This window comes from Mycobacterium sp. ST-F2 (genome assembly GCF_001905655.1).
Lineage (GTDB): Bacteria > Actinomycetota > Actinomycetes > Mycobacteriales > Mycobacteriaceae > Mycobacterium.
Genome location: NZ_JMHT01000024.1, coordinates 15778 through 42255, shown reverse-complemented (window position 1 = coordinate 42255; position 26478 = coordinate 15778). Strand labels below are relative to the sequence as shown.

Here is a 26478-nt window from a genome sequence, read left to right as displayed (position 1 = left end):
CGTCTTATGATGCGGCCGTGTCCATCACCGGCGAACTCGCCCGCGCCCGCGCGCTGATGTTCGCCGCCGACGAGCCGACAGCCAAAGAACTGCTGCTGTCGCTGATGCCAGCCATCGAAGCGGCCGACCGTGATGACCAGATGCTCGAGGTCTTCGCCCAACTCGGCGAGATCTACCTGATCCGCAGCGCCCTGGACGGGGTGCGCGAATGCATCCGGCGCATCGACGACTGCCTCGACATTTACGCATCGATCCTGGCCGGCCGCGCGCCGGCCGCCATCGTCGCGCAGATGACCATGACCCCGGAGGACGCGGACCACATGCTCAGCCGCTACCGCCGCCGGGCCACGTTTCTGCGGACCGGCCTATCCGCCGCCATCGGCGACCACGAGGGCGCGGCGCAATCCCTGACCGCGCTGGACGCCAGCTCCCAATACTCCGATCTGGACGACGAACACACCTACCTGCTGACCCACGCCCGCATCCTGTGCGCGCTTGCGCTCTGCGACGACGATCTGCATGTCCGCTCGCTGCCGTTGTGGGAACAGGTGCTGACCACGATCGCCCCGCCGGCCGCCGACCCGGAACGCGAATACCTTTGGCTCACCGGGGCGCTCGGCTACGCCCGGTTCTGCGTCGAGACCGGCAGAATCGACGAGGCGCTGCCCTGGCTACGTCGCGCGGAGGCCCGGGCGCAGGCTCGTGGCTGGGAATTAGCCACGGCCAGAGCCCAATTGGAACGGGCGGCGGTGAGCTGGCTTTCCGGCGACCAACAGTCCACCGAGGCGCTTGTCACCGCCGCGTATCCGGAGATCGCCCGGCAGGCGCGGGCCCACGAGGTATCCCGGTGCTGGCTGTACTTCGGGCTGACGCGGCTGGCAGCAGGCGCTCTGCAGGCCGCCGACGAATGCTGGGGGCATGCCGAACGGCACTGGCGCGAGCTCGGCAAGCCACTGCACGTGCACCGTATCCTGTTGCAGCGCAGCTGGATCGCCATCTTCCGCGGCGGTTACGACGAGGCGCGTGCGCTGATCGGCCAGGCCCGGGAGTGCCTGGATTCGTCGCCGCGCAGCAGTTGGCTGCAGTACGCACGTCTCGACGACCAACTCGGGACGGTGTGGCGCGCAGAGGCATTGGCGGACCTCGGCTTCGATGCCGCGGGAAGTCCCACCGACAGCTGGGCGCAGGCCGAAGCCCGCTACCGTGACGCGCTCGGGACGTGGTCCGCCGAACCGGGCACCGAGCAATACCGTTCCGGCATGGCCAAATTGGCCACCGCGGCCGATCTGAAGTTGCCCGCAGCCTTGGCCGTCGACTCGGTGCGGTACTCGATCACCGACGCCGATGCGCGGTCACGATGGGCCACCGGGGTGGCAGCGCCTCTCCTTGCGGGTGCGTTCGCGGTGGCGTGGGAATCGCAGGACCCGGCCCTGGTCGGCGAACTCATCGAATATCACAGTGCCCGAGGTGCGTTCAGCGTTGCCGCAGAGACAGCAGCGAAAGCCCCGACCATCGAATGGGCACGCGCCACCACGACTGCCGCCCCGGTCGTCGATGTCGAGCACCTCGCGTCCGTCGCATCCGGGCCCGTCGCTGTCGGCGCCGGTCTCATCAGGCTCGGGCCGCTGCCGCCGCTGCAGATGGAGCCCGACGGCGCGCCGGTGCTGGCGCGCTACCGCGAGCTGGCCGAGGCCCGCTACGGTCGCGCCGTCACCGCGAATCAGGACGCGTGGTCGACATGCCCGTAACTGATTTCACCGCACCGACATTGGTGCTGCGGTTCGCCGACATCGGGATCGCGACGTATGCCAGCCTCCGGGTCGTCGGCGCGCCGGACCGGCTGGTCACCTGGGTGGTGGCTGAGGACGTTCTGCTCGCCGTTACCTCTGCACTGGGTGACGCGCTGCCGGAACCGCTTGCCGGCGAGAACATTTCCGATGCGTTGACCCGGTCACTGGCCGCCGGTCCTTTCGCGGCCGTGGAACGGGAGCGGGAACTGGCCCGGCTCCTGGGCGCACTGTTACCCGATGCGGCCTGGGATCTGGTGCGGCAGCATGCGGACCAGTCGGAGTTGCCGTCGCTCTTCGTATCGCCGAGCGCCCGTTTGGGCCGGGTGCCCTGGGGCCTTCTGGCGCAGCCCACCGCCGCCGACGACCAACGCCTCATCGAACTGGCGGACCTGCTGTTGGCGGTCCCGCCCAACATCGCGAATGCGCCCCGCCGACAGCCCAATTCGGTCGGCGGGCCGCCCCTTCTCCTGCTGGACCCGAAAGTGCCGGGCCAGCGGCCGGACTCGGCGCTCGGCTCGGTGCTGGGACGGCCATCGTCGGACACGGTGCTGGCCCGGTATTTCGCCGAACGTCCCGCGCTGCCGACGGTCGCCGCACCGGTGGAACTCTTCCGGCGCGCCGACGCCGACCGGCACTGGCTGGCCGAGCAATTGGCGCACCAGCCGTCGCGTCTGGTGTACGTCGGTCATGCCAGCGCCGCGCCCGACCGCGACGGATCGGCCGACCAGGCAGCCCTGCATCTGGCGGAGCCCGAGCCGCTCACCGCCGCCGACATCATGGTGCTGGGCCTCGCTGTGCCGCCCCGCGTCGCGCTGCTGGCCTGCGCGTCCGGCGCCGACTACCGGTTCGACGAGGCCACCGGCCTGGTCGCGGCGATGATTCTCGGTGGCGCGCAGGTGGTTACCGCGACGCTGTGGTCCCTGCCGACGACCGCCGGCTACCGGACGGCTCGGACCGGCGAACTCGCCGATCCGATGTCCGAGGTGGTCATCGCCGTCGACACCGCACATGAGGCGACGACACCGGCCCGCGCCGTGAACCACTGGCAGCGAGACTGCCTGCGCCGCTGGCGAACCGACGACACCCCATTGAGCCCCGTCTTTTGGGCCGCCTTGATGACGTTCACCGTCGACGGTGAACGATGATCATGACGTCACACGCTTATTCTTGGCCGATGACCACCGGGCCGCAGCCACGTCGCGCCGTCATCGACGCCGCGTGGCGGGAGATCGGCCCCGGCCTTGAGCTGCTGAGTAGTCCCGACGGCGGCCCCCTCAGCCGCGCGGTGAAGCGCATCATCGATCCGCTGGTGCTCCGGTTGCGGGTGCATCCCGAATATTCGGCGCCGGTGGTTTCCGCTGACATCGCGGACGAGATGCGTCAGGTGATCGGTGACCACGCAGTTCAGCTGCGCGCCGCGGCGCAGTGGTTCGCGTTGCTGAAGGCGCAGCGCCGGCGGGACCGCATCACCACCGGTAACGCCCAGGAGCTCTATTTCCCGGTGTGTTTCGAGTTGGCTGCCACCAGGGGCGAACCGGGACAGGACGATTCACCTGTCGTCGCGGAGGCGCTGCGCGACGTGCACGGCGACCGGGACCGCACCGCGGTGGAGCGGCTGCACGAATACCTCGCCGATCCCGCTGTGCTGGAGACGTTGTCGCGCCAACTCGACGCCGGCTGGGATGACGTCCGGGCAGGAAGCGAGCCATCCGCGCCTTTTCTTGCCGGGCTGACGACGGTGCTCGGCCCGGCCGGCGGCCACAACGCCGATGCCGCCCGGCAGCGGGTCTGGACCGCGCTCATCGGCGACGGCACCCCGTACAACTTCGGCGCCCGGATGCGCGACGACGCCGCCGAGGCGCCCTGGTCCGTCGACCAGATCGGATTATGCGCTGCCGCACCGCAATCGAAGCCGACGGTCGTCGGTTCGCGCGCGACCGAACGTCCCCTGGACCGCAGCGTCGTTGACCGAGTCCGGGCGACGCTGCGTCGTGCCCTCGACCGCGACGAGCTGCCCGACCTGCCGACCTTGTGCGCCGAAGAGGCCGACCGTGCCTCGTCGCCGTGGGGCCTGCTGGCCGAGGACAACCAGGCCACCCTGGTCGCCGGCATCGAGATCGGCGTCGACCTGGCACCGCTGGAGGTGAACCACCGGACGCGCTACCACCTTTCGGGCCAGATTCAGGCCCGGCTGCGCAAGGAGGCGTACGTGCTGCACGCCCGCCGGTACCTCACTGACGGTGGTCCGGTGCACCCGCGGCAGCAGCAGGTGGTCGACGACCTCGCGGCGTTCGTCCGCCCGTACGTGTCCCGGTTGTGGGCCCGGCTGCATGGTCGTGACGTCTGGCAGGAATCCTGCGATGACGCCGGCGAGGTTCGCGGCCTGCTGGACGGGGTGGCCCGCTCGGTCAGCCTGGATCACCGGCAGCGCATCAAGGCGATGCTGGAATTGGAGGCGACGGGATGAGACTCACTGTCGATTCCGGGTTGTGGGCCTTGGGTTCTGAGGTGGAGGCGCCGCCGGAGGTGGCGGTGCTCGAGGTCAGCGGCGCCGTCCTGGCTTGGACGATTCACGATGCGGCACACGCGGTCCGGATCACGTTCACCGATCTGGTGGCCGCGGACTGGTTGTGGCGACTGGTGGGGGAGGCCGGTCACGTGGCGATCGTCGCGGCCGCCGAAGCCGGCGACAGCGTCGACCTCGATGTGCCCCCGCTGCCCGAACCCCTTGCAGCCCTTCGTCGTCTGGCTGTCGGGCACTGGCTGCGGCGGTGGTGGCCGGCGAGTATCCGTGACGCCATCACACCGCTGGATGCCGCGGTGCTCGACGCCGAGGTGGCGGTGTCGACCGCGGCGCTGGAGGACTACTTCAGCCAGGACACCCTCGATTCGGACATCGCCGGCCTACTGGCGCCGCACCGGCAGGCGTTGTCGGGCACCGCGGCCTCGGGTGATCCACGGGTGCTCGACCTGATCGGCCGCTGCGTCGCCCTTGCCGACGAATCAGGGTTGGGGGACTGGTCGGAAATGCTTGCGCCGCAGGCAGAACCACGGCGCGATGACTACGCGCTGGCCGCCGGTCAACCCGGAGCCGGCGACGACGGCGTCATCGCGAGCGGTGTCGCATCGGTCTCGTGGACCGCGGTGCCTCCGCGGACGTTCGACGCTGCCGAGCGCACCATCGACTGGTCCGTGCAGGCGCGTGACGGAACGGTCGTCGCCGACATCCGCGTCGCCACCATCGGCCCCGCGGACGGGATCCCGGTGCGTCTGGACTCGGGGGCCGTCGCCGGCCGCGGCACCCTCGACGTCGACGGACACACCAGCCTGCCGCTGGCGGTCACCGAAACCCAGGCGTGGGGCCATGATTGGACCGGCACCACGGTGACGGTGGGAGCCGAGACCGGTGAGACGGAAGCGGTTCGGGACCGAATCCGGCGCTACGTGCGGGCCCGGCTCGCGGCGCCCGGCGCCGATGCCTTTCTCGCCGAGATCCTGGCCGCCGAAGCCGATTACTAGGCCGTCACCTGCGGGCGGCCTCGAACGTGCCGGTCGGCGACGTCGGACCGGGCAATGGCAGCCACGGCGTGCCCGGTGTCCCGAGCTGGCCGGCCAGCCACGGCAGCCCAGCGGCGAAAGCCTGTGCGGCGAAAGGCCAATCGTGCTGGCCGGGGCGTTCGACCACCGCGCATCGGATGCCACGCGTGCTGCCGAGGCCGCACAGCGAATGGGCGGCGACGGTCTGTGCGGGCAGTTGCCCTCTCGAGAGCGCGGGCCCGTTGATGTCGTACCAGGCCGCGACGTCGTGGTACGAGGTCCGGGACATCACGGTCATCGGGTCCCAGTCGGCGTATTTGGCGGTGCTGCCACCGAACAGTCGCTGCAGGGTCTGCGGCCGGTCGCCCGCGTTCGGTGCGATGTCCCCGGCGATGTCCTGGAATGCGCTGAACAGGTCGGGGTGCATGACGGTCAGGTCCACCGCGCAGGTACCGCCCATCGACCAGCCGACGATGCCCCGGTTCAGGCGGTCGGTGCTGACGCCGTACTTGGCGGTCATGAACGGCAATACGTCCTTGATGAGGTGGTCGGCGGAGTTGCCGCGTGGTCCGTTGACGCACTCGGTGTCGTTGTTGAACGACCCGCCGGGATCGACGAACACCAGTACCGGGGCATTGCCCTGGTGGGCGGCGGCAAAGTCGTCGACCGTCTTGATCGCGTTACCGGCCCGCAGCCAGTCGGCCGGCGTGTTGAACTCGCCACCGATCATCATCACCAGCGGCAGCCGCGGCGGGGGATTGCTGGCGAACCACGCGGGCGGCAGGTACACGTACTCGGTGCGGTGGTTGAATCCGGATGCCGCCGAACCTGTTTGGACCTCGACGACACTTCCCTTGCTCGGTATCTGACGGGCCTTCTGCATCGCGACCACGGTCTCGGGTCGCGTCTGGTCGGGCACCGGCGCGGAGTTGGCCTGCTCCCATGCCGTGTCGAGATTGGGGAAGTATCCGACCCAGGTGTTCAGCGTCAGCGCTGTGCACACCACGCACAGCGGTACCGACACCATGGCCAGCCCGCGCCGCCACCAGCGGGTGGCCTGCCAGCCGACGATCAGCAGGACCACGGCGGCACCGGTCACCCCGGTCCACACCCACAGCCGGGTCGGGGCGGGGTCGTCAGACCAGCCCTGCGATGCGACGACCCACCGGGCGGCGGCGGTCAGCGCCACCCCGGAGACGACGGCCACGGGAACCCAGACGGTGCGCCACCGCCTTGTGCGCCAGCCGATGGCGAGGATCAGCACCGCCACCGCGAGGGCCTGAATGGTGAACGGCAGCCAGCCGTGCATCAACGAAACATGTTGCTCGCCATAGACGCTGGTCGTCGTTGCCCCGATCGTCACTCCGCCAGGGTGACCCCCGAACCTGGGAGCCCCCTGTGTGCGACCTTGGCGCGAACGGCCCTCACCTGGGAGTTCCAGCAAACACCCGAACTGAAGATTCGGCCGCTGTTCACCGAGGTTTTGCGAGCGGGAACGGCAGCGTCTCGCGGATGCTGCGCCCGGTGATCAGCATGACCACGCGGTCGACGCCCATGCCCAGACCGCCCGTCGGCGGCATCGCGTATTCCATGGCCTGCAGGAAGTCCTCGTCCAGCTCCATGGCCTCGGGATCGCCGCCGGAGGCCAGCAGTGACTGCTCCTCGAGCCGCCGGCGCTGTTCCACCGGATCGGTGAGTTCGCTGTAGGCGGTGCCGAGTTCGACACCCCAGGCCACCAGGTCCCACCGTTCGGCGACACCCGGGATGCTGCGGTGCGGCCGGGTCAGTGGCGACACCGAGGTGGGGAAGTCCTTGTAGAACGTCGGTGCCTCGGTGCGATCTTCGACCAGGTGCTCGTACAACTCCAGCACGATGGCCCCGGCGTCCCAGTGGGTCCGGTACGGGATCGTCGCGGCGTCGCACAACTTGCGCAGGGTCGCCACATCGGTATCGGGGGTGACGTGCTCGCCCAGCGCCTCGGACACCGCGTCGTGCACCGTCTTGACGGGCCACACCCCCGAGATGTCAACGGGCACAAGCCCGCCATCGGCACCGGGGCGCATGACGACCTGGGCGCCGTTGGCCGCCGCCGCGGCGTTCTGGATGATCTCCCGGCAGCCGTCGATCCACGTGTTGTAGTCGGCGTGTGCCTGGTACGCCTCCAGCAGGGTGAATTCGGGGTTGTGGCTGAAGTCCACACCTTCATTGCGGAAGGCGCGGCCCAACTCGAAGACGCGCTCGACACCGCCCACGCACAGCCGCTTCAGGTACAGCTCGGGCGCGATGCGCAGATACAGGTCCAGGTCGTAGGCGTTGATATGGGTCTCGAACGGCCGGGCGTTCGCGCCGCCGTGGATCTGTTGCAGGATCGGGGTCTCGACCTCCAGGAAGCCCTTGCCCACCAACGTTTCCCGGATGGCGTGCAGGACCCGGCTGCGCGCCGTGATCAACTCCCGCGACTCCGTGTTGATCGCGAGATCCAGGTAGCGCGTGCGGACCCGGGCCTCGGGGTCGGTGAGACCCTTCCACTTGTCGGGCAGCGGCCGCAGGCACTTGCCGATCAACCGCCAGTTGTGGGCGAGCACCGAGACCGTGCCGTTGCGGCTGGCGCCCATGACGCCAAAGACCTCGATCAGGTCGCCCAGGTCGATCGCCGCGGTGAATTCGGTCACCGTGCTGTCGGTGAGGAGCGAATTGTCCAGCAGCAGTTGGACTTCGCCGGACCAGTCACGCAGCTGGGCGAACAGCACGCCGCCGTAGTCGCGCAGCCGAAGGACGCGTCCGGCGACACATACCGGAGTGTCCGCGGCGGACTCGACCGCTTCGGCGACGGTGTGGCTGGGCGGTTGTCCGACGGGGTAGGCGTCAATGCCGTTGTCCTGCAACGCCTGCAGCTTGGCCATCCGGACCCGCACCTGGTCGGGCAGGCGCCGGGCGTCGGTGGTGTCGGACGCCCCGGCCGCTAGATCGGCCACATCGGGCGCGCTGCCGTCGGCATGCAGGCGGCCCGACTCGATCAGGTTCTTGGGGGCCGCGGTGTGGTGGCCGGTATGGGGTTGTTCGTCGCGCCGGGAGAACGGCAGCACCAGGAAGCCCTCGGCGATCACCGACGCGACCCCGACGCGCGGGATCAGCCGCGCATCTTCGTAACAGGCGTAGCGCGGCACCCACTCGGGCAGGTACTTCATGTTGGAGCGGTACAGCGTCTCCAGCTGCCACCAGCGGGAGAAGAAGATCAGGAGCGCGCGCCACAGCCGCAGGATCGGGCCCGCGCCGAGCTGCGACCCCTGCTCGAAGGCCGACCGGAACATCGCGAAGTTCAGCGAAATCCGGGTGACGCCAATCTCTTCCGAGCGCTGGCACAGCTCGCTGACCATCAGCTCGATGGTGCCGTTGGGAGAGGCGGGGGAGCGCCGCATCAGGTCCAGTGACACCCCGTTGTTGCCCCACGGGACCAGGGACAGCATCGCCACAACCTGACCTTCACCCTGCACGGCCTCCACCAACAGGCAGTCCCCGTCGGCGGGGTCGCCGAGGCGACCCAGCGCCATCGAGAAGCCACGTTCGGTCTCGGTGTCGCGCCATGCGTCGGCGTGCTTGATCACGTCGGCCATCTCGTCGGCGCTGATGTCGCGGTGCCGGCGCATCCGCACCGTCAGGCCGGCCCGGCGGGCGCGGGTGACGGCCTGCCGCACGGCGCGCATGTCGGGACCGGACAGCTTGAACTGGTCGGGATGCAGGATCGCCTCGTCGCCCAGTTGCAATGCGTTGAGGCCGCCCTGCCGGTACGCTTCGGCGCCGGTCGAGCTGGCGCCCATGACACCCGGAGCCCAGCCGTACGTCTGGCACAGCGCCAGCCAGGCGTCGATGGCGGCCGGCCACGCTCGCGGATCGCCGACGGGATCACCGCTGGCCAGGCAGACGCCGACCTCGACCCGATAGGTGATGGCCGCGCGGCCGTTGGGGGCGAAGACCACCGCCTTGTCGCGGCGGGTGGCGAAGTAGCCCAGCGAGTCGTTCTTGCCCCAGAGTTCGAGCAGGCCGCGGATGGCGGACTCGTCCTCGCCGGTGAGGGCGTTCTCGGCGCGCTGGGACTGGAACAGCACGATCGCGGCCACCATCAACGCCGCTGCACCGAACAGGCCGAACAGCGCATTGAGGAACGCGTGCGGATGGCCGCCCTCGAAGGCCTCCTTGCCGACAGCGGCGAAACCGCTCACCCGGTTCACCGCATAAGCCAGCCGGTAATCAGGGTCCAGCGGCGGCCGGCCGGGGAACATCTCCAGCAGTCCCCAGGCCAGCAGGATGCCGACGGCCATGCCGGCGACCAGGGTCAGGGTCGCTTTGAGCAGCGCCCCGCGCCGGACCCTGGCCCAGAACTGATTCCGGGACAGCAGCAGCACGACGATGACGCCGAGGTGGAACACCAGGCCGATCGCTTCGCCGAGGTCCCGGATGACCGTGAGGTCGACCACCGACAGGTTGCCGGACAGCAGCCCGTATACGTTCCAGCCGATGTGGCCGACCATGTAGATCAGCAGGACCCACCAGGCGATGCGCTTGCGCGCGGCGAGCGCGGCGGCCAGCAGGACCAGCACGAACGACCAGGCGAAGCTGGTGTCCGGGAAGTTGAACAGGTAGTCGTTGACGAACTCCCGGGGGATGTGGATCATCCACCGGATCAGCGGCGACATGCTGGCGAACAGCGACAGCGTCGCGACGACACCGACAGCCCAACCGGCCGCGGCCGGAACCCATCCCAATGTCGTCGGGCGCTGCTGCGGTCTGCTCGGCGTCAACGTCATGAGTTCGGACAATATGCGGTGAAACCGGGAAGTGTCTGCACAGCCCCGGGGCTACCAGACAGGGCCGGTGTACTTCTCGCCCGGACCCTGGCCGGGCTCGTCCGGCGCGACGCTCGCCTCCCGGAAGGCCAGCTGCAGGCTCTTGAGGCCATCCCGAACCGGGCCGGCGTGCAATCCCAGATATTCGGCCGAGGCCTGAACCAGACCGGCCAGCGCGGTGATGAGGCGACGGGCCTCGTCGAGGTCGCGGTGCGGGCTCTCGTCGGGATCCGCGTCGGCCAGCCCGAGCTTCTCTGCGGCGGCGCTCATCAGCATGACGGCGGCGCGGGTGATCACCTCGACGGCGGGAATCTCCGCCAGCTCCCGTACCTGGGCATCGTCGCTGGTGGTGTCAGGGTCACTGGTTAGGTTCGGGTCGGTCATGACTGCTAGAGTGTCATGCGCGACCGTCCTGGCTTACGTCAGGACAGCAAGTGGAGTCCCACCTCCCACCGTCGGCCTCGCGGCTTGACGGTCCGGTCACAGGCACATTGTGCCTGTTCTGCGCTGTGCGCAGGCGGCGTGAGCCGCGATCGGTCGGCATTGGGCCCTGCTATATGCAGGGCTTTTCTGTTCATGCGAACAGATGGCTGAGCCGGGTGTGACCTCTACGAACACGTACTGGAACAACCCGGGAGGCCCCATCAGCACTGAGACACGCGTCAACGAGCGCATTCGAGTACCTGAAGTTCGGTTGATCGGACCGAACGGCGAACAGGTAGGCATCGTGCGCATCGAAGATGCCCTCCGCGTCGCCGCCGACGCCGATCTCGACCTTGTCGAAGTTGCGCCAGGCGCCAAGCCGCCGGTCTGCAAGATCATGGACTACGGCAAGTTCAAGTACGAGACGGCTCTCAAGGAGCGCGAGTCTCGCAAGAACCAGCAGCAGACCGTCGTCAAGGAACAGAAGCTGCGACCCAAGATCGACGATCACGACTACCAGACCAAGAAGGGCCACGTGGTCCGCTTCCTGGAGGCCGGGTCGAAGGTCAAGGTGACCATCATGTTCCGCGGACGTGAGCAGTCGCGGCCCGAACTGGGCTACCGACTCCTGCAGCGGCTGGGCGCCGACGTTGCCGAATACGGCTTCATCGAGACGTCCGCCAAGCAGGACGGCCGAAACATGACGATGGTGCTGGCACCCCACCGCGGCGCGAAGACCCGCGCCAAGGCGGCGCATGATGCCGACGCACCGGCCGGCCGGCCGGCTTCCGAGGCACCTGAATCTGACGCAACCGCGTAACAGCAGTCGCGATCACCCGCCGCGGCCATCGGCCGCAGCGGGTGACCGCTTGGAAAGAAACTGAGGACACATGCCCAAGGCCAAGACCCACAGTGGCGCATCGAAGCGGTTCCGCAAGACCGGAACCGGCAAGATCGTGCGCCAGAAGGCCAACCGTCGCCACTTGATGGAGCACAAGGCCACCAAGCGCACCCGTCGTCTCGACGGTCGCGCCGTGGTTGCTGCCAATGACACCGCGCGTGTCAACAAGATGCTGGCCGGCTAGTACCGCCCGCTCCCCTGAACACCGAAGGATAGGAACATCTCATGGCACGCGTGAAGCGCGCACTGAACGCTCAGAAGAAGCGGCGCACAGTACTGAAGGCCTCGAAGGGTTACCGCGGACAGCGCTCGCGGCTCTACCGCAAGGCCAAGGAGCAGCAGCTCCATTCGTTGACTTACGCCTACCGCGACCGTCGCGCCCGCAAGGGTGACTTCCGCAAGCTGTGGATCACGCGTATCAACGCTGCGGCCCGCGAGAACGGCGTCACCTACAACCGCCTGATCCAGGGTCTGAAGCTGGCAGGCGTGGAGGTCGACCGCAAGAACCTGTCGGAGATCGCCATCAGCGATCCCGCCGCGTTCACCGCGCTGGTCGAGGTGGCCAAGGCCGCTCTGCCCGCCGACGTCAATGCTCCGTCGGGCGAAGCCGCCTGACACCCCTGACGGAACGCTCCAATCGGGTAGCTGCGGCTCTCAAGCTGCAGCGTCCCGCCGGACGTCGCCACGCCGCACGCTTTCTCGTCGAAGGTCCCAACCTCGTCGAGGCAGCGCTGCGGCGTGGTGTCGTTTCTGAGGTCTTTGTGACCGCCGGCGCCCTGGACCGCTTCGGCGCACTGCTGGACGGTGCCCCGGTCTCGGTGATAACCGAGAAAGCCGCAAAGGCGTTGTCGGAGACCGTCACTCCGGTCGGGCTCGTGGCGGTGTGCGCGCTGCCCTCGGTGTCGCTGGACGACGTGCTGACGTCGGAGCCGCGGCTGCTGGCGGTCGCCGTGGGCATGTCGGAGCCCGGCAATGCCGGCACCCTGATCCGCATCGCCGACGCCATGGGCGCCGACGCCGTGGTGTTCGCCGGCCACAGTGTCGACCCCTACAACGGCAAATGCCTGCGGTCCTCGGCGGGCAGCATCTTTTCCCTGCCCGTCGTGGTGGATCCCGATGCCGCCGGGGTGGTTTCGGCGATTCGCGCCGGCGGCATCGAGGTGCTGGCCACGGCCCTCGACGCATCGGTCGACATCCGCGCCGCCGATCTGTCGGCGCGCACCGCATGGCTGTTCGGCCCCGAGGCGCACGGCCTGCCCGACGACGTCATGGCGCTGGCGTCGCAGCGGGTCCACATCCCGATGCGGGGCAGCGCCGAGAGCCTCAACGTGGCAGCGGCAGCGTCCATCTGCCTGTACGAGAGCTCCCGCGCCCACTCCTGAGCTGGTGCCTTAAGCCAGCAGTCCCTTGGCGACGTGGGTGATCTGTACTTCGTTGCTGCCGGCGTAGATCATCAGCGACTTGGCGTCACGTGCCAGCTGCTCGACGCGGTACTCGGTCATGTAACCGTTGCCGCCGAACAACTGGATGGCATCCATCGCGACGTCGGTGGCGGCCTGCGAGCAGTACCACTTCATGGCCGACGCCTCCGCCAGCGGAATCTGACGGCCGGCCTGGCCGGACTCGATCACGCGGAACAGCATGTTGCGCACGTTCATTCGCGCCACCTCCATGCTGGACAGCTTGAGCTGGATCAGCTGGAACTGCCCGATCTCCTTGCCCCACAGCGTGCGGGTCTTGGCGTAGTCGATACACAGCCGCAGACATTCCTCGATGATGCCCAGCGACATCGACACCACGCCGACGCGTTCGGCCGAGAAACTCGACCGGGCGCTGTCGCGGCCGTCGCCGGCCTTGTTCTCCTCGGTCTCGCCGAGCAGCCGGTCACGGCCCAGCCGGACATTGTTGAAGAACAGCTCGCCGGTGCGGGAGGAGTGAATACCCATCTTGCGGAACGGCTTCGACTGGACGAAGCCCTCCATGCCGCGGTCCAGCACGAAGGTCAGCACCTTACGGTCGCGTTTGTCGGCCCCGTCGCCCTCGTCCAGCTTGGCGTACACGACGACGACGTCGGCGTCGGGACCGTTGGTGATGAAGGTCTTCTGCCCGTTGAGGATGTAGTCGTCACCGTCGCGTACGACGTAGGACTTCATGCCGCCGAATGCGTCTGAGCCCGAGTCGGGTTCGGTGATGGCCCAGGCGCCGACCTTCTCGTAGGTCACCAGGCCGGGCAGCCAGCGCTCCTGCTGGGCCAGGGTGCCGCGGCTCTGGATGGTGGGCACCGTCAGGCCCAGGCTGACGCCCACGCCGGTGACCAGACCCGAACTGACCCGGCACAATTCGCTGATCAGCACCATGCCCATCCCGGCCTGGTCGGGCCCGCCGCCGAACATCCCACCTGACGCGCGCGGCTTGCCTGCCGCGGCGGTGCCGTGTGTCGACTCCGAGTCTTCGCCGGACCGCAGCCGAGACAGCCGCCGCTCCAGCGACTCCCGTGCCATCACGTCGATTCCGAAGGTGGCGAACAGCTTCCGGATGATCGGGTACGGCTCCATGTCGCCGCCCTCGAGCTCGTCGAGGTGCGGGCGGATTTCTTTGTCCACGAACTCGCGAACGGCGTCGCGCACGGCAATATCGACGTCGGACCAATCAAGCATGTATTCAGGCAGCCTTTCCGGACACTGAGCGGCCCGCGCGCGGACGCAGACCGGCCAACGAGAACGTGGTGTGCACCAGTGACCCGGCGCGTTCCATCAACGATTTGTGACGTGGCACATAATGCATCGGCAGGTCCCGGCGATCTTTCGGTGGGGCCATGAAGCCGGGTGCCTCCACGAGCGGCGCGTCCGGCGGCACCTGGCCGGCGGCTCGGCGGTAGGCGGCCAAAGCCCTTGGGTGCAAACGGATTTCATCCGGAACGGCGAGGAAGGCCAGCTCGACTGCCTTGCCCAGGAGGCGCAACACCACTTCGTCGCCGGGTGTCCAGCGCATGCCGGCCCGTTCCCGGACTGCGGCGTCGAACACGCCGGCGGCGACCCAGCGCTGTCCGGCCAGCCAGGGTTTGAGCATCTGGTCCCACACCGGGGTGGGCATCAGTACGAACCACGGCTTGGGAATCCGGATGGTGAAGATGTCGAGCGTGGCCCGGTTGATCTCCAATTCCTCGGAACACTTGTGCTCCCAATAGGTTTGGAAGTCCTCCCAGGTCTGCGGGACCGGCCGCATGCTCATGCCGTACATCCGGTACCACTGCACGTGCTCGTCGAACAGCTGGCGCTTCTCGGCCTCGGTCAGGCCGCCGCAGAAATACTCGGCGGTCTTGAGGATCAGCATGAAGAACGTCGCGTGGGCCCAGTAGAACGTCTCGGGGTTCAGCGCGTGATAGCGCCGGCCGTCGTGGTCGACGCCCTTGATGGTCTCGTGGTAGCCGCGGATCTGGGCTCCGGTGTCGGCGGCGCGGTCGCCGTCGTAGACGACGCCCATGATCGGGTACACCGAGCGCGCCACGCGCTGCAGCGGTTCGCGCAGCAGGATCGAATGGTCCTCCACGCCGGCGCCCAGCTCGGGATACATGTTCTGGATCGCGCCGATCCAGACCCCGAGAATGCCGGTGCGCAAGTCGCCGAAGTACTTCCAGGTCAGGGAATCGGGGCCCAACGGCTCGGCCGGCTTGGGCGCTGGAGTCGTTCGTGCAGTCATGGTGTCCTCGCTCGACGCTGATACCGAGGGTTCTGTGTCGTCACGATAATCCTGACAACGCATGTTGTCCACGTTTTGCGGCTGGTGTTGCCCGCACCGTTACGGCCCGGCTATCGACCTGCCACAACACGGTGACCAGGCACTTTCCTTCGAGCGCGGGCAGTGTGAGGCGCGTCAACCTCGACGCTCCGACCAGGATCGTTGCCGCTGCCGTAGGCCGCCACCTAGGGTGGCGTCGTGGAAGTCGAATCGTTCGAAGAACGATCCGACGGTGTCGGAGAGATCGGCCAAGCCTCACACGCTGAGCCAGGATCAAGTGGACCGTTGGGGTGGTTGCAGAACACCAATCACAGTCCGGCTGTCATCGGATTCATCCGACGGGCTCGCCGCGCACTGCCGGGGGACCCGGAATTCGGTGACCCGCTGTCGGTCGCCGGCGTCGGCGGACCCAGCGCGGCGGCAAGAGCCGCCGATCGGCTGCTGTCGCGCGGTGGGGCGTCGCACGAGGTGAGCCTGGCGGGGCTGCAGGTGTGGCAGGCCCTCACCGAGCGGGTCTCCGGACGGCCGGCGAACCCCGAGGTCACCATCGTGTTCACCGATCTGGTCGGCTTCTCGAAGTGGTCGCTGAGCGTCGGCGACGAGACCACGCTGAAGCTGCTGCGCCGCGTGGCCCAGGTGTTCGAGCCGCCGCTGCTGGAGTCCGGCGGACATATCGTCAAGCGCATGGGCGACGGGTCCATGGCGGTGTTCAGCAACCCTGTCACTGCACTGCGGTCGGTCGTGCGCGCGCTCGATGCGCTCCAAGAGGTCGAGATCGACGGATACCGGCCCAAGATGCGGGCCGGAATTCACACCGGGCACCCGCAGCGCATCGGCTCGGATCTGCTCGGCGTCGACGTCAACATCGCGGCGCGCGTCATGGAGCGGGCCACGAAGGGCGGCCTGATCATCTCGCAGGCCACGCTCGACCGGATCGACGAGCAGTACCTCGACGCACTCGGCGTGACGCCCAAGAAGGTGCGCAAGCAGCTGTTCGCGGCCAAGGCGTCGGGCGTCCCCGAGGACCTGGCCATGTACTGGATCAGGCCGCGCAAGGATGCGGCAACCGAACCCGATGACGGGGAGCTCGCTGAGGCCTAGGACCGGCCCGATGTGGCGCCGGCTGCCGCGCGTCCCGGTCACGGTCGCCTATGCGGCCGTGCTGGTCGTCGTCACCGTCGGCTTGGCGACGCTGGGTCCGGCGGTGCACGACCGGGTGATCGGGTACGCCAGTACCAATCTGCACAATCTCGGGGAAGGCCGGGTCGGCACCCTCATCGCCAGCGCGCTGATCGCCGACGACGGGCGGTTCTTCCTCTGGCTGCCCGGGCTGATCTGCCTGCTCGCGGTCGCGGAACTGCTCTGGCGCAGCCGCCGCCTGGTGGTGGTGTTCCTCGTCGGGCACATCGGCACGACGCTGGTCATCGCCGCCGGACTGCTGGTCGCCATCGAGCTGGGCCGGCTGCCGTGGTCGGTCAGCCGGGTTGCCGATGTCGGGGTCAGTTACGGGGTGTTGACGGTGGTCGGGGCCCTGACCGCGGTGGTGCCCGCGCGGCTGAAACCGGCGTGGCTGGGCTGGTGGGCAGCCGGTTCGGTCGCTGTCCTGGTCGTCAGCGACGACTTCACCGACACCGGGCACGTGATCGCGCTGGCGCTGGGTCTGCTGATTTCGATGCGACTGGATACGCCCGTGCGATGGACACGCGGGAAGGCCGTGGTGTTCGGGGTGGGGGTGGCCTTCGGGTACGCCGTGCTGGTCCACACACCGGAGCTGGCGGTGGTCGGGGTGCCTGCGAGTGCGGTGGGCGCCGCGCTCGTCGCTATGATCGCCGGGTGGCTGAGCAGGGTGAAGAACAGAGTGGAAGGCCTTCCGCGGGCCTATCGGAAGAAGAACTGACCGCGGCGGTCGACGCCGCCCGTGTCGCCTTCGACCAGGCCACTGACCTCGACGCCCTGGCCCGCGCCAAGACCGAGCACCTCGGTGACAAGGCGCCCATCGCGCTCGCCCGGCAGGCGCTGGGCACGCTGGCCAAGGAGGAGCGGGCCGACGCCGGCAAGCGCGTCAACGTCGCCCGTACCGCCGCGCAGCAGGCCTACGACGACCGCATCGTGGTGTTGCGCGCCGAGCGTGACGCCGCCGCCCTGGTGGCCGAGCGCATCGACGTGACGTTGCCGACGACGCGGCAGCCCATCGGTGCCCGCCACCCGATCACGATCCTGGCCGAGAACGTCGCCGACACCTTCGTGGCGATGGGCTGGGAGCTGGCCGAGGGGCCCGAGGTCGAGACCGAGCAGTTCAACTTCGACGCGCTGAACTTCCCGCCGGACCACCCCGCCCGCAGCGAGCAGGACACCTTCCACATCGCACCCGACGGTTCGCGCCAGGTGCTGCGCACCCACACGTCGCCGGTGCAGATCCGCGCCCTGCTCGAGCGCGAGCTGCCGGTGTACATCGTGTCGATCGGCCGCACCTTCCGCACCGACGAACTCGACGCCACCCACACCCCGGTGTTCCACCAGGTCGAGGGACTGGCCGTCGACAAGGGCCTGACCATGGCCAACCTGCGCGGCACCCTGGATGCGCTGGCGCGCGCCCAGTTCGGTCCCGAGGGCCGCACCCGGTTCCGCCCGCACTTCTTCCCGTTCACCGAGCCGTCGGCCGAGGTCGACGTCTGGTTCCCGGACAAGAAGGGTGGCCCCGGCTGGGTGGAATGGGGCGGCTGCGGCATGGTCAACCCGAATGTGTTGCGGGCCTGTGGCATTGACCCCGACGAATACTCCGGATTTGCCTTCGGCATGGGATTGGAGCGAACCCTGCAGTTCCGCAACGGAATTCCCGACATGCGCGACATGGTGGAGGGCGACGTGCGCTTCTCCCTGCCGTTCGGGGTGGGTGCCTGATGCGTATTCCTTACAGCTGGCTGCGCGAAGCCGTCCAGGCCGGAGCTCCGGGCTGGGATGTGTCGCCGGAGGAGTTGGAAGCGGCCTTCATCCGGATCGGCCACGAGGTCGAGGACGTCATCAAGGCCGGGCCGGTTACCGGTCCGCTGACGGTCGGCCGCGTCGTCGAGATCGAGGAACTGACCGAGTTCAAGAAGCCCATCCGGGCGTGCAAGGTCGACGTGGGGGAAGCCGAACCGCGCGACATCGTTTGCGGTGCACGGAACTTCGCCGTCGGCGACCTGATCGTCGCGGCCCTGCCGGGTTGTGTGCTGCCGGGTGAATTCAAGATCGCGACGCGCAAGACCTACGGCCGGGTATCCGACGGCATGATCTGCTCGGCGGCCGAATTGAACTTCGGCTCCGACCATTCCGGCATCATCGTGCTGCCGCCGGGCACCGCTGAGCCGGGCGCCTCGGGCGCCGAGGTGCTCGGCCTGGACGACGTGGTGTTCGACCTCGCCATCACTCCGGACCGCGGCTACTGCCTGTCCATCCGCGGCATGGCGCGCGAGATCGCCTGCGCCTTCGACCTGGATTTCGTCGACCCCGCCGACGTGCCGGCCCTGCCGGACGAGGGCGAGGCCTGGCCGCTGACGGTCCAGCCGGGCACTGGCGTCCAGCGCTTCGGGCTGCGTCCGGTCGTCGGCATCGACCCGACGGCGGTGTCGCCGTGGTGGCTGCAGCGCCGCTTGCTGCTGTCCGGCATCCGTGCCATCTCACCGGCCGTCGACGTCACCAACTACGTGATGCTCGAACTCGGCCACCCGATGCACGCCCACGACCGCAAGCTCATCACGGGCGGATTCGACGTGCGCTTCGCGAACCCGGGGGAGACCGTCGTCACCCTCGATGATGTTGAGCGCAAACTGGATCCGGGCGACGTGCTGATCGTCGACGACGTGGCCACCGCGGCCATCGGCGGCGTCATGGGCGCCGGCACCACCGAGGTCCGCGACACCACCACCGACGTGCTGCTGGAAGCCGCCGTGTGGGACCCGGCCGCGGTGTCGCGCACTCAGCGCCGCCTGCACCTGGTCAGCGAGGCCAGCCGCCGCTACGAGCGGTCGGTCGACCCTGCGATCTCCCGGGCCGCGCTGGACCGCTGTGCCGCGCTGCTGGCCGACATCGCCGGTGGTGCAGTCGAACCCACGCTCACGGACTGGCGTGCCGAGCACACCGCGCCGGACTGGTCGCAGCCGCCGGTGACCATCGCCGTCGACCTGCCGGACCGGATCGCCGGCGTCAGCTACCCGGACGGCACCACGGCCCGCCGCCTCATGCAGATCGGCGCCAATGTCACGGTGTCCGGTGCCACCGCCACCGTCGTGCCGCCGAGCTGGCGACCCGACATGAAGCAGCCCGCCGACCTGGTCGAGGAAGTGCTGCGGCTCGAAGGCCTGGACGCCATTCCGTCGGTGCTGCCGCAGGCACCTGCCGGCCGCGGCCTGACCGCGGCTCAGCAGCGTCGTCGTGCCATCGGTAAGTCGTTGGCGCTGAACGGTTTCGTCGAGGTATTGCCGACGCCGTTCCTGCCCGCCGGGGTGCTCGACGCGTGGGACCTGCCGGCCGACGACCCGCGGCGCGCCACCATCTCGGTGCTCAACCCGCTGGAGTCCGAGCGTCCAGCGCTGGCCACCACGCTGTTGCCCGGCCTGCTGGAAGCCCTGGCGCGCAACGTGTCTCGCGGTGCCGCCGACGTCGCGCTGTTCGGTATCGAGCAGGTCGTGCGGGCCACGCCGAACACCAAGGCGCTGGCGCCGATTCCGGTGGACCGTCGCCCGACCGAGGCCGAGCTGGCCGAGATCGACCAGGCCCTGCCGTACCAGCCGCTGCATGTCGGCGCGGTGCTCACCGGCCTGCGCGAGCCGGCCGGGCCGTGGGGTGCGGGTCGTGCGGTCGAGGCGACGGATGCCCTGGAGACCGTGCAGATCATCGCCCGGGCCTGCGGCGTCGAGGTGACGCTGCGTGCGGCCCAGGAACTGCCGTGGCACCCGGGCCGCTGCGCTGAGGTACTGGTCGGCGACACTGTCGTCGGTTACGCCGGTCAGCTGCATCCGGCCGTCATCGAGCGCACGAACCTGCCGAAGGGCACATGCGCCGTCGAGCTGAACCTGGACGCCATCCCGGTCATCGAGCGCGCCATCGTGCCGTCGGTGTCGCCGTACCCGGCGGTGTTCCAGGACGTCAGCCTCATCGTCGCCGACGATGTCGCGGCCCAGGCCGTCGTCGATGTCGTGCGCGAGGGCGCCGGTGGCCTGCTGGAGGACGCGCGGTTGTTCGACGTCTACACCGGCCCGCAGATCGGGGAAGGACGCAAGTCGCTGACCCTGGCCCTGCGGTTCCGGGCACCCGACCGGACGCTGACCGAGGACGAGGCCAGCGCGGCCCGCGACGCGGCCGTGGCCCTGGCCACCGAGCGCCTCGGCGCCGAACACCGCCGCTAGCCGGATCCACCGCGAGCGGCCGTGTCTGTACGCAGACACGCCGCCTGCGGCGTGCAAATTCGTGCCGCTCGCGGCGCCTGACCGTGCGGGTTTCGGCGGGTTCGACACGCTTCATTAATTGGTTTGCAAGTTGATGCATAACCATGCAGAATCGCTTGCATGACTTCTGTGGCGGTGGCCGGCGCCAGTGGGTATGCCGGCGGCGAGATTCTGCGGCTTCTGCTGGGCCATCCGGCCTACGCCGACGGTCGCCTCACCATCGGTGCGCTGACCGCCGCGGGTAATGCCGGCACCACGGTCGGTGACCACCACCCGCACCTGCTGCCCATCGCGCAGCAGGTGTTGCAGCCCACCGAGGTCGACGTCCTCGCCGGGCACGACGTCGTGTTCCTGGGCCTGCCGCACGGCCATTCGGCCGCGCTCGCACAGCAGCTCGGCCCGGACACCCTGATCGTCGACTGCGGCGCCGACTTCCGGCTCACCGACGCCGCCGCCTGGGAGAAGTTCTACGGCTCCGAGCACGCCGGCAGCTGGCCCTACGGTCTGCCGGAACTGCCCGGCGGCCGGGACAAGCTCGTCGGCACCAAACGCATCGCGGTTCCGGGCTGCTACCCGACGTCGGCACTGCTGGCCCTGGTGCCCGCCGTCGCCGCCGGGCTCGTCGAGCCCAACGTCACCGTGGTGGCGGTCAGCGGCACGTCGGGTGCCGGCAAGTCGGGCAAGGTCGACCTGTCGGCCGCCGAGGTCATCGGCTCGGCGCGGGCCTACAACGTCGGTGGCGCGCACCGGCACACGCCGGAGATCGCCCAGGGCCTGCGGGCCGTCACCGACAAGGACGTGACGGTGTCGTTCACCCCGGTGCTGATCCCGACCTCACGCGGCATCCTCGCGACCTGCACGGCACGCACCACGGCATCTGTCGAGGATATCCGGGCGGCGTACGAAAAGGCCTATGCCAGTGAGCCGTTCATCCACCTGTTGCCGGAAGGCCAACTGCCCAAGACCGGTTCGGTGGTAGGCAGCAACGCGGCGCAGATCGCGGTCGCGGTGGACGAGGATGCCAAGACCCTGGTGGCGCTGTGCGCCATCGACAACCTGACCAAGGGCACCGGCGGAGCGGCAGTACAGTCCATGAACATCGCGCTCGGCTGGCCGGAAACCGAAGGACTATCCACCGTGGGAGTAGCACCGTGACCGAGACTTCGTCCCTGCATCGCAACCAGGGCGTCACCGCACCGGAAGGCTTCCGCGCGGCCGGAATCGCCGCCGGTATCAAGGCATCCGGGAAACCGGACCTGGCCCTGGTGTTCAACGAGGGACCCGATCTGTCGGCCGCCGGCGTGTTCACCCGCAACAAGGTGCGGGCCGCACCGGTGCAGTGGAGCGAGCAGGTCCTCAAGTCCGGCCGGTTGCGGACCGTGATCCTGAACTCCGGTGGCGCCAACGCCTGTACCGGTCCGGGTGGCTTCCAGGACACGCACCAGACCGCCGAAGCCGTGGCTGCCGCGCTCAGCGACTGGGGGACCGAGACCGGTGCCATCGAGGTCGCGGTGTGCTCGACCGGGCTGATCGGTGACCGGCTCCCGATGGACAAGGTGCTCGCCGGCGTCACCGAGATCGTGCACGAGATGGCCGGTGGCCTGTCCGGCGGTGACGAGGCCGCGCGGGCCATCATGACCACCGACACCGTGCCGAAACAGGTTGCGTTGCACCACCCGGGCAAGTGGACCGTCGGCGCCATGGCCAAGGGCGCGGGCATGATGGCCCCGTCGCTGGCGACCATGCTGGTGGTCATCACCACCGACGCCGTCGCAGACGCCGCCGCGCTGAACCTCGCCCTCAAGAACGCCGCCGCACGGACCTTCGACCGGCTCGACATCGACGGCAGCTGCTCCACCAACGACACCGTGCTGCTGCTGAGCTCCGGAGCCAGCGAAATCCGGCCCAGCCAAAGCGAATTGGATGAGGCCGTCCTCGCCGTCTGCGACGACCTGTGTGCGCAACTGCAGGCCGACGCCGAGGGCGTCACCAAGCGCATCGCGATCACCGTCACCGGCGCGGCCAGCGAGGACGACGCCCTCGTGGGCGCCCGGGCCCTCGCGCGCGACAGCCTCGTGAAGACCGCGCTGTTCGGGTCCGACCCCAACTGGGGCCGGGTCCTGGCCGCCATCGGCATCGCGCCCATCGAACTCGTGGCCGACCGGATCAGCGTGTCGTTCAACGGTTCCGCGGTGTGCATCGACGGTGCCGGTGCGCCCGGCGCCCGGGACGTCGACCTGTCGGGCTCCGATATCGAGGTCATCGTCGATCTGAAGATCGGCGAGCACGAGGCGACCATCCGGACCACCGACCTGTCGCATGCCTACGTCGAAGAGAACTCGGCATACAGCTCATGAGCACCGCCGGACTCTCCACGGCAGTCAAGGCCGCGGTCCTCGCCGAGGCCCTGCCGTGGCTCAAGCAACTGCACGGCAAGATCGTCGTGGTCAAATACGGTGGCAACGCCATGACCGACGACACCCTCAAGGCGGCCTTCGCCGCCGACATGGCGTTCCTGCGGAACTGTGGCATCCAGCCGGTGGTCGTGCACGGCGGCGGCCCGCAGATCAGCGCGATGCTGAAACGCCTTGGTATCGAAGGCGATTTCAAGGGTGGCTTCCGGGTCACGACGCCCGAGGTCCTCGAGATCGCGCGGATGGTGCTGTTCGGCCAGGTCGGTCGCGAACTGGTCGGGCTGATCAATGCCCACGGCCCGTACGCGGTCGGCATCACGGGCGAGGACGCGCACCTGTTCACCGCGGTGCGGCGCAACGTCACGGTCGACGGGGTGCCCACCGACATCGGCCTGGTCGGCGACGTCGAGCACGTCAACGCCGACGCCATTCTGGATCTCATTGCTGCAGGCCGGATTCCGGTGGTGTCCACCATCGCTCCCGACGCGGACGGCGTGGTGCACAACATCAACGCCGACACCGCCGCGGCCGCAGTGGCCGAAGCGCTCGGCGCCGAGAAGCTGCTGATGCTCACCGATGTCGAGGGTCTTTATACCGACTGGCCGGACCGCAACTCGCTGGTCACCGAAATCGACACTGCTGCACTGGCGCAGCTGTTGCCGAAGCTCGAATCCGGCATGGTGCCCAAGATCGAGGCGTGCCTGCGGGCGGTGCAGAACGGCGTCCCGAGCGCGCACGTCATCGACGGCCGTGTCGAACACTGCGTCCTGGTCGAGTTGTTCACCGACGAGGGCACCGGAACCAAGGTGGTTGCACCCGCATGAGCGAAACCGAAGCACTGCAAGCCCGTTGGCAGGCGGTGATGACGAACAACTACGGCACGCCGCCCGTCGCTCTCGTCAGCGGCGACGGTGCCGTGGTCACCGACGCCGACGGCAAGAGCTACGTCGACTTCCTGGCCGGCATCGCGGTCAACGTGCTGGGCCACCGGCACCCCGCGGTGATCGAGGCCGTCACCACTCAGCTGAACACGCTGGGCCACACCTCGAATCTGTATGCCACCGAACCGGGTATCGCGCTGGCCGAGGCTCTGGTGGCCCAGCTCGACGCGCCGGCGAGAGTCTTCTTCTGCAACTCCGGCGCCGAAGCCAACGAAGCCGCGTTCAAGATCAGCCGGCTCACCGGCCGCACCAAAATCGTTGCGGCGCAGGGGGCCTTCCACGGCCGCACCATGGGTTCGCTGGCATTGACGGGCCAGCCCGGCAAGCAGGAGCCGTTCCTGCCGTTGCCCGGCGACGTCACCCACGTCCCCTACGGCGACGCCGACGCGCTCGAAGCGGCCGTGACCGACGAGACCGCGGCGGTGTTCCTCGAACCGATCATGGGCGAGGGCGGCGTCGTCACCCCGCCGGCCGGCTACCTCGTCAAGGCACGAGAGCTCACCGCGAAACACGGTGCGCTGCTGGTGCTCGACGAGGTGCAGACCGGCATCGGCCGCACGGGCGCGTTCTACGCGCATCAGCACGACGGCATCACCCCCGACGTCATCACGCTGGCCAAGGGCCTCGGCGGCGGGCTGCCCATCGGTGCCTGCATCGCCATCGGTGATGCTGCCGAACTGCTGCAGCCGGGCATGCACGGCAGCACTTTCGGCGGCAACCCGGTGTGCACCGCCGCGGGCCTGGCGGTCGTCAAGACCCTCGCCGATGACGACCTCGTGCACCGCGCCGACGCCGCCGGAAAGACGCTGGCACATGGCATCGAGGAGCTGAACCACCCGCTGGTCGACCACGTCCGTGGCCGCGGGCTGCTGCTCGGCGTCGTCCTGACCGCGCCGCAGGCCAAGGCCGTCGAAAACGCCGCGCGCGACGCGGGTTTCCTCGTCAACGCCGCGGCCGCGGACGTCGTGCGGCTCGCGCCGCCGCTGGTCATCACCGACGCGCAGATCGACGCGTTCCTGACCGCCCTACCCACCGTTCTCGACACCGCAGCAGGGGAGCCCCAGTGATCCGCCATTTCCTCCGTGACGACGATCTGACGCCTGAAGAGCAGGCCGAGGTCCTCGCGCTGGCCGCCGAACTCAAGAAGGCGCCGTTCAGCCGTCGTCCGCTCGAGGGCCCGCGGGGCATCGCCGTCATCTTCGAGAAGAACTCCACCCGCACCCGCTTCTCGTTCGAGATGGGCATCGCCCAGCTCGGCGGGCACGCCGTCGTCGTCGACGGTCGCAGCACGCAGCTGGGCCGCGAGGAGACCCTCGAGGACACCGGCGCCGTGCTGTCGCGCTACGTCGACGGCATCGTCTGGCGCACGTTCGCGCAGGAGCGCCTGACGGCCATGGCGTCGGGCGCGACCGTCCCCATCGTCAACGCGCTGTCCGACGAGTTCCACCCCTGCCAGGTGCTGGCCGATCTGCAGACCATCGCCGAGCGCAAGGGCAAGCTCGCCGGGCTCAATATGAGCTACCTCGGCGACGGCGCCAACAACATGGCGCACTCGCTGATGGTCGGGGGCGTCACGGCCGGCATCAACGTGACCATCGCCGCGCCGAAGGGCTTCGAACCCGACCCGCAGTTCGTCGAGGCCGCCAAGAAGCGCGCGGCGGAGACGGGCGCGACCGTCACCGTCACCACCGACCCGCAGGCCGCCGCCGACGGCGCCGACGTCCTCGTCACCGACACCTGGACCTCGATGGGCCAGGAGAACGACGGCCTGGACCGCGTGCGGCCGTTCCGCCCGTTCCAGGTCAACACCGCGCTGCTGGGCCGCGCCAACGATGACGCCGTGGTGCTGCACTGCCTGCCGGCGCACCGCGGGGACGAGATCACCGACGAGGTGATCGACGGCCCGCAGAGCGCGGTGTTCGACGAGGCCGAGAACCGTCTGCACGCGCAGAAGGCCATGCTGGTCTGGCTGTTGGAGCACAACGCACGATGACCGCACCGACCCGGGCCGGACGACAGTCGCGCATCGTGGCGCTGCTGTCGGCGAACCCGGTGCGCAGCCAGACCGAACTCGCGGCCCTGCTCGCCGCGGAGGGCATCGACGTCACCCAGGCCACGCTGTCGCGGGACCTGGAGGAACTGGGGGCGGTCAAGCTGCGCGGCGCCGACGGCGGGACCGGCGTCTACGTCGTCCCCGAGGACGGCAGCCCCGTCAAAGGCGTCTCCGGCGGCACCGAACGGATGTCCCGGCTGCTCGGCGAGCTGCTGGTGTCCACGGATGCCAGCGCCAACCTGGCGGTGTTACGTACGCCACCTGGGGCGGCGCATTACCTGGCCAGTGCAATAGATCGGGCGGCTCTGCCTTATGTTGTGGGCACGATCGCCGGGGATGACACCATCTTGGTTGTTGCCCGCGAACCGATGAGCGGCGCCGAGCTCGCCGCCACCTTCGAGAACCTGTAGC

Annotated in this window: 23 protein-coding genes; 18 read left to right on the top strand and 5 right to left on the bottom strand. The window is 68.9% G+C overall.

Annotated elements, in window-relative coordinates:
* Positions 1–17 precede the first annotated feature (17 nt).
* From EB75_RS11115 to EB75_RS11100, 4 genes are read left to right on the top strand one after another with little or no spacing between them, the layout of a single operon-like run.
* A complete protein-coding gene (locus EB75_RS11115; protein WP_073695450.1) occupies positions 18–1748 on the top strand; it encodes a hypothetical protein in 1731 nt (576 codons plus the stop codon).
* A complete protein-coding gene (locus EB75_RS11110) occupies positions 1739–2935 on the top strand; it encodes a CHAT domain-containing protein (protein ID WP_073695464.1) in 1197 nt (398 codons plus the stop codon). Before EB75_RS11115 ends, EB75_RS11110 begins: the two co-directional genes overlap by 10 nt.
* A 29-nt stretch (positions 2936–2964) precedes the next feature.
* On the top strand, positions 2965–4257 hold the full coding sequence (locus tag EB75_RS11105; RefSeq protein ID WP_142239541.1) for a hypothetical protein: 1293 nt from the start codon (positions 2965–2967) through the stop codon (positions 4255–4257).
* Positions 4254–5309 carry a hypothetical protein gene (locus EB75_RS11100; protein ID WP_073695448.1) on the top strand — a complete coding sequence of 352 codons (1056 nt, stop codon included), beginning with the start codon at positions 4254–4256 and terminating at the stop codon, positions 5307–5309. The genes EB75_RS11105 and EB75_RS11100 overlap by 4 nt, the downstream gene beginning before the upstream one ends.
* A gap of 4 nt (positions 5310–5313) precedes the next feature.
* Here EB75_RS11100 and EB75_RS11095 read toward each other — a convergent pair whose 3' ends face one another.
* From EB75_RS11095 to EB75_RS11085, 3 genes are all read right to left on the bottom strand, one after another.
* Positions 5314–6636: an alpha/beta hydrolase gene (locus tag EB75_RS11095; protein ID WP_168176027.1), complete on the bottom strand. Its 1323-nt coding sequence runs from the start codon at positions 6634–6636 to the stop codon at positions 5314–5316.
* Between the two features lie 163 nt (positions 6637–6799).
* Positions 6800–10132 carry a bifunctional lysylphosphatidylglycerol synthetase/lysine--tRNA ligase LysX gene (gene lysX, locus EB75_RS11090; RefSeq protein ID WP_073695446.1) on the bottom strand — a complete coding sequence of 1111 codons (3333 nt, stop codon included), beginning with the start codon at positions 10130–10132 and terminating at the stop codon, positions 6800–6802.
* A 51-nt stretch (positions 10133–10183) separates the two neighbouring features.
* Positions 10184–10555: a DUF1844 domain-containing protein gene (locus tag EB75_RS11085; RefSeq protein ID WP_073695445.1), complete on the bottom strand. Its 372-nt coding sequence runs from the start codon at positions 10553–10555 to the stop codon at positions 10184–10186.
* A gap of 259 nt (positions 10556–10814) precedes the next feature.
* Here EB75_RS11085 and infC point away from each other — a divergent pair, with 259 nt between their 5' ends.
* From infC to EB75_RS11065, 4 genes are all read left to right on the top strand, one after another.
* Complete coding sequence (gene infC, locus EB75_RS11080) at positions 10815–11414, top strand: translation initiation factor IF-3 (protein WP_286150153.1); 600 nt, start codon at positions 10815–10817, stop codon at positions 11412–11414.
* Between the two features lie 70 nt (positions 11415–11484).
* Entirely contained in the window at positions 11485–11679 is a 195-nt protein-coding gene (gene rpmI / locus EB75_RS11075; RefSeq protein WP_073695443.1) for a 50S ribosomal protein L35, read from the top strand.
* Positions 11680–11720: 41 nt separating this feature from the next.
* Entirely contained in the window at positions 11721–12110 is a 390-nt protein-coding gene (gene rplT / locus EB75_RS11070; RefSeq protein ID WP_029121325.1) for a 50S ribosomal protein L20, read from the top strand.
* Between the two features lie 5 nt (positions 12111–12115).
* Positions 12116–12877, top strand: coding sequence for a TrmH family RNA methyltransferase (locus EB75_RS11065; RefSeq protein WP_073695463.1), 762 nt, complete (start codon positions 12116–12118; stop codon positions 12875–12877).
* Between the two features lie 9 nt (positions 12878–12886).
* Here EB75_RS11065 and EB75_RS11060 read toward each other — a convergent pair whose 3' ends face one another.
* Together EB75_RS11060 and EB75_RS11055 are read right to left on the bottom strand one after the other, a co-directional pair.
* Positions 12887–14152 (bottom strand): acyl-CoA dehydrogenase family protein, encoded by a 1266-nt coding sequence (locus tag EB75_RS11060; protein ID WP_073695442.1) that lies wholly within the window; start codon positions 14150–14152, stop codon positions 12887–12889.
* Positions 14153–14156: 4 nt separating this feature from the next.
* Positions 14157–15194 (bottom strand): oxygenase MpaB family protein, encoded by a 1038-nt coding sequence (locus EB75_RS11055; RefSeq protein ID WP_073695441.1) that lies wholly within the window; start codon positions 15192–15194, stop codon positions 14157–14159.
* Between the two features lie 237 nt (positions 15195–15431).
* Between EB75_RS11055 and EB75_RS11050 the strand changes: the two genes are divergently transcribed.
* The 10 genes from EB75_RS11050 to EB75_RS11005 all read left to right on the top strand — a co-directional run bounded on the left by EB75_RS11050 (position 15432) and on the right by EB75_RS11005 (position 26477).
* On the top strand, positions 15432–16334 hold the full coding sequence (locus tag EB75_RS11050; protein ID WP_073695440.1) for an adenylate/guanylate cyclase domain-containing protein: 903 nt from the start codon (positions 15432–15434) through the stop codon (positions 16332–16334).
* 10 nt (positions 16335–16344) lie between these two features.
* The gene (locus EB75_RS11045) at positions 16345–17130 is read left to right on the top strand and encodes a rhomboid-like protein (protein ID WP_073695439.1); all 786 of its coding nucleotides are present in this window, start codon (positions 16345–16347) and stop codon (positions 17128–17130) included.
* Entirely contained in the window at positions 17127–18134 is a 1008-nt protein-coding gene (gene pheS, locus EB75_RS11040; protein ID WP_502689361.1) for a phenylalanine--tRNA ligase subunit alpha, read from the top strand. Before EB75_RS11045 ends, pheS begins: the two co-directional genes overlap by 4 nt.
* A complete protein-coding gene (pheT, locus tag EB75_RS11035; protein WP_073695437.1) occupies positions 18134–20620 on the top strand; it encodes a phenylalanine--tRNA ligase subunit beta in 2487 nt (828 codons plus the stop codon). Before pheS ends, pheT begins: the two co-directional genes overlap by 1 nt.
* 159 nt (positions 20621–20779) lie before the next feature.
* A complete protein-coding gene (argC, locus tag EB75_RS11030; protein WP_073695436.1) occupies positions 20780–21814 on the top strand; it encodes an N-acetyl-gamma-glutamyl-phosphate reductase in 1035 nt (344 codons plus the stop codon).
* A complete protein-coding gene (argJ, locus tag EB75_RS11025) occupies positions 21811–23016 on the top strand; it encodes a bifunctional glutamate N-acetyltransferase/amino-acid acetyltransferase ArgJ (protein ID WP_174557655.1) in 1206 nt (401 codons plus the stop codon). Before argC ends, argJ begins: the two co-directional genes overlap by 4 nt.
* Positions 23013–23897: an acetylglutamate kinase gene (argB, locus tag EB75_RS11020; RefSeq protein ID WP_073695435.1), complete on the top strand. Its 885-nt coding sequence runs from the start codon at positions 23013–23015 to the stop codon at positions 23895–23897. Before argJ ends, argB begins: the two co-directional genes overlap by 4 nt.
* On the top strand, positions 23894–25081 hold the full coding sequence (locus tag EB75_RS11015) for an acetylornithine transaminase (RefSeq protein WP_073695434.1): 1188 nt from the start codon (positions 23894–23896) through the stop codon (positions 25079–25081). The genes argB and EB75_RS11015 overlap by 4 nt, the downstream gene beginning before the upstream one ends.
* Positions 25078–26007 (top strand): ornithine carbamoyltransferase, encoded by a 930-nt coding sequence (gene argF, locus EB75_RS11010; protein ID WP_064857957.1) that lies wholly within the window; start codon positions 25078–25080, stop codon positions 26005–26007. Before EB75_RS11015 ends, argF begins: the two co-directional genes overlap by 4 nt.
* Positions 26004–26477: an arginine repressor gene (locus tag EB75_RS11005; RefSeq protein ID WP_073695433.1), complete on the top strand. Its 474-nt coding sequence runs from the start codon at positions 26004–26006 to the stop codon at positions 26475–26477. Before argF ends, EB75_RS11005 begins: the two co-directional genes overlap by 4 nt.
* Position 26478: the final 1 nt, after the last annotated feature.